At 53.0% G+C, this 2,673-nt stretch carries 3 protein-coding genes; all 3 read right to left on the bottom strand.

All coding sequences use genetic code 11. The features are described from left to right. Positions 1–272: hypothetical protein (locus ACOSYY_RS03400; protein WP_421660866.1), on the bottom strand; the 272-nt coding region annotated here is incomplete at its 3' end. Positions 273–444: 172 nt separating this feature from the next. Next, positions 445–1,317: an SDR family NAD(P)-dependent oxidoreductase gene (locus ACOSYY_RS03395; protein ID WP_421660865.1), complete on the bottom strand. Its 873-nt coding sequence runs from the start codon at positions 1,315–1,317 to the stop codon at positions 445–447. Then, a partial coding sequence (locus ACOSYY_RS03390; protein WP_421660864.1) for a hypothetical protein occupies positions 1,314–2,673 on the bottom strand: 1,360 nt, incomplete at its 5' end. The genes ACOSYY_RS03390 and ACOSYY_RS03395, both read right to left, overlap by 4 nt.

Raw genomic sequence — 2,673 nt, 5'->3', positions numbered from 1 at the left:
GACCGGAAATACTCCTGATACCTCTTTGCAATGGAACTTCCATCAAGTCGAATACGGCGACCCTCTTCACGCTTTGCTTTCTCTACCACCGTCCGGCGCATAGAAGCATCATCCCGAAATTTGCGATACAGCTTCACGTTATCCCATGCCGAGAGACTGATATTCTTTGGCACATGATCAAATAATGCCCGATAGAGCGGATGGAAACCATCCAATGGAATGTAGTGGCTAAGGCTCCAGGGAATCGCGACATTTAATCGGTGAGACGTCATTCTATTTCCTGAATCGTTGGACGAAGCCGTCGCACGCATGGCTCAAGAAGTACATGTACCAAGGAACCGGTTATCGTTCCCATAGACCGCTCATTCACTACAGCTGACAATGCAGCCGAATGATCTCGTCTCTGACTCACTCAGAGAGTGACGCTCCGCCCATAGGCTCGCATCAATCTACAGCTAAGAGAGATTGAGGATACGCTGGAGTATAGGCAAATGCGAGATGCTGTCCATCGCGATTGAAGAAAAACCCGTTGGGGCCACCCTGCGGATGTGAGAGGAGAACCAGCACCATACTGACGACTGCATAAGGGCTTTCAGTCGAACCCTGATTCATCTCGGTGCGGGCTTCGCCAGGTACCAACACATTGATCTGAATGTCCTTACCCGGATATCTCGCAGCGCATTCGGCAGCGAAAGATGCGCCAAGCGTATTCAGGGCCGATTTACTGATGTTGTACGGACCGAACCCCGGTGTCGATGCCCAGCCCGCAAAAGAAGACAAAAAAAGGATTCGAAACCCATCCCCATTGCTTAGAAGCGGTAACGCTGCCTTACTAGTCAACCAGGATCCCGTCACATTGGTTGTGAGGAGATCTGTCCACGCAGCCGTACTTTGGCCGGTGAGCGGAAACGCTGTTCCCGCAGGTTGAGGGAGGGCGGCGCTGTTCACCAGCCCATATAGGCTGGTGGTCACATGTTGGATGCTTTTAATCGCACGAGCAAGATTCTCGTCCGATCTAATATCGGCGGGCACGGAGATACACCGGCTGACGTCGATGCCAAAGGCCGCCCCTTCATCCACAGTCTCCCGTAATTTCTCAATTCGTCTTCCGGAAATAAAGACTCGGGCTCCCGCCGCGGCAAGAGCCAGCGCAATGCATCTTCCGTATCCGGTGCCTGCGCCGGTTATCCAAAAATTCCTCCCCCTAAGCTGTTCCCACCTGGCTTGCGGTAAGCCGAAACGATGATCTCGCCAGGAAGCGAGGTGAACATTCTGTAAGATGCCTGGGGTTGAAACACTCTTTTGGAACAACCTCATACTTCGACAGTGTTACAGGACCTGTTGTTATGGCCCAGCGCAAGGATTTCATTTTCAACGGCATCACGGGATACGTCGCGAATGACACCCGGCATCTCAATGACATCGATCTCGGTTAAGTCAATAGAACCCAACGCATGCGGCATACCATAGATCCAACCTTCATAAGAGATAACGTCATAGCCTTCGTCAGGCATCGTCCGAAGTAAGACAGGCGATTTCGTAAACTCCGATATATTTGGTCGCCCTCCTGCTGCAATGACAGAACTTTCCCCGGCCTCCCCGCTCAACCTCCGGATCACCCCGTCCACTTCGGCAATGGTCCCTCCAACCAACATGCCGGGAATCGACGCAATTAATCCTGAATCCCATTCCACATAGGCCCCGTGAGGTACTCCATAAAATAGGCCGTCAAATTTCACAAGATTGTACTGGCCGATAGTCCACAACAATTCCGGTTGAGCGTTCTTAGTCACGACGGACAAAATAGAGAACTCCTCCCCTTTCACCTGTATTCCAGCCGGCGTTCCGTTGCCGGAACTCCGTCCCGTGACAAGGCGCATGATGCGCTTCAGCGGCTCTTTGACATACGTGACGGCTGCCGCGTGTGGAAGCATACGGGCGAGCTGAAGATCGCTCAGGTATCCTCCATTCCTCCTGTTAAAACGTTCTTGACGGATGAGACGTCGGATCTCCTCTTCGAACGATGCGGGCAGTAGCTCGGCCATCCGACGCCATATACTGATGTTGCGCTTGCTTTCTCTTCGGCTCTTGCATTTACTTTCGACAAATGATTTTCGATCAAACGGATTCTTTAAGACTTCCTGATCCACGGCGATGTGCATATTGCCGAATTGCAGAATGCGAGGTTTGCTCGGGACCTCAGCGGATTTTGACATTTCGCCCACGCTATCCACACGCATGTAGGATCCGGACGCTCGTTGCTTCTTTTGATCATCGTAATGACCGCGTGAATTCGCCCATCGGGCGCTCTCTTCAATCGCTGCGGTAACTTCCTCTTCGGTTGGATACCGCAGAATACCCGCGATCGCAGCCGATTCAGGAATTGTCACATCAACATTGCTTAATGCCGCGGGGATGCCGTAATACCAACCGTCGTAAAAAATGATCGTATGCGCATCCATTTTTCGCACCAGACGCGGCGGGTGGCCGGCGATCCCGAACAACGGTGGTTCAGCCGCGGGCCTCGCAGCATCTTCCCGTTGCATGTCCGCGTCAGCGAGCATCGGCAGCGACTTGGCCGTGCGTGACGGTTTAAGGTCGGTGAGGGGCGCACGCCGGCTTGAAGCATCGAGTGCCACTTGTTCTTCGGAGTCCTTGGAAGCAGCACCATCG

Source organism: Nitrospira sp. BLG_2 (assembly GCF_049222245.1).
Note: the sequence above shows the minus strand (reverse complement) of the source record. Positions and strands in the feature narration are given on the sequence as shown.

What these genes read in the sequence shown, in the direction of transcription:
- ACOSYY_RS03395 (WP_421660865.1), bottom strand. Translation starts at nt 1,317, where the DNA reads ATGAGGTTGTTCCAAAAGAGTGTTTCAACCCCAGGCATCTTACAGAAT.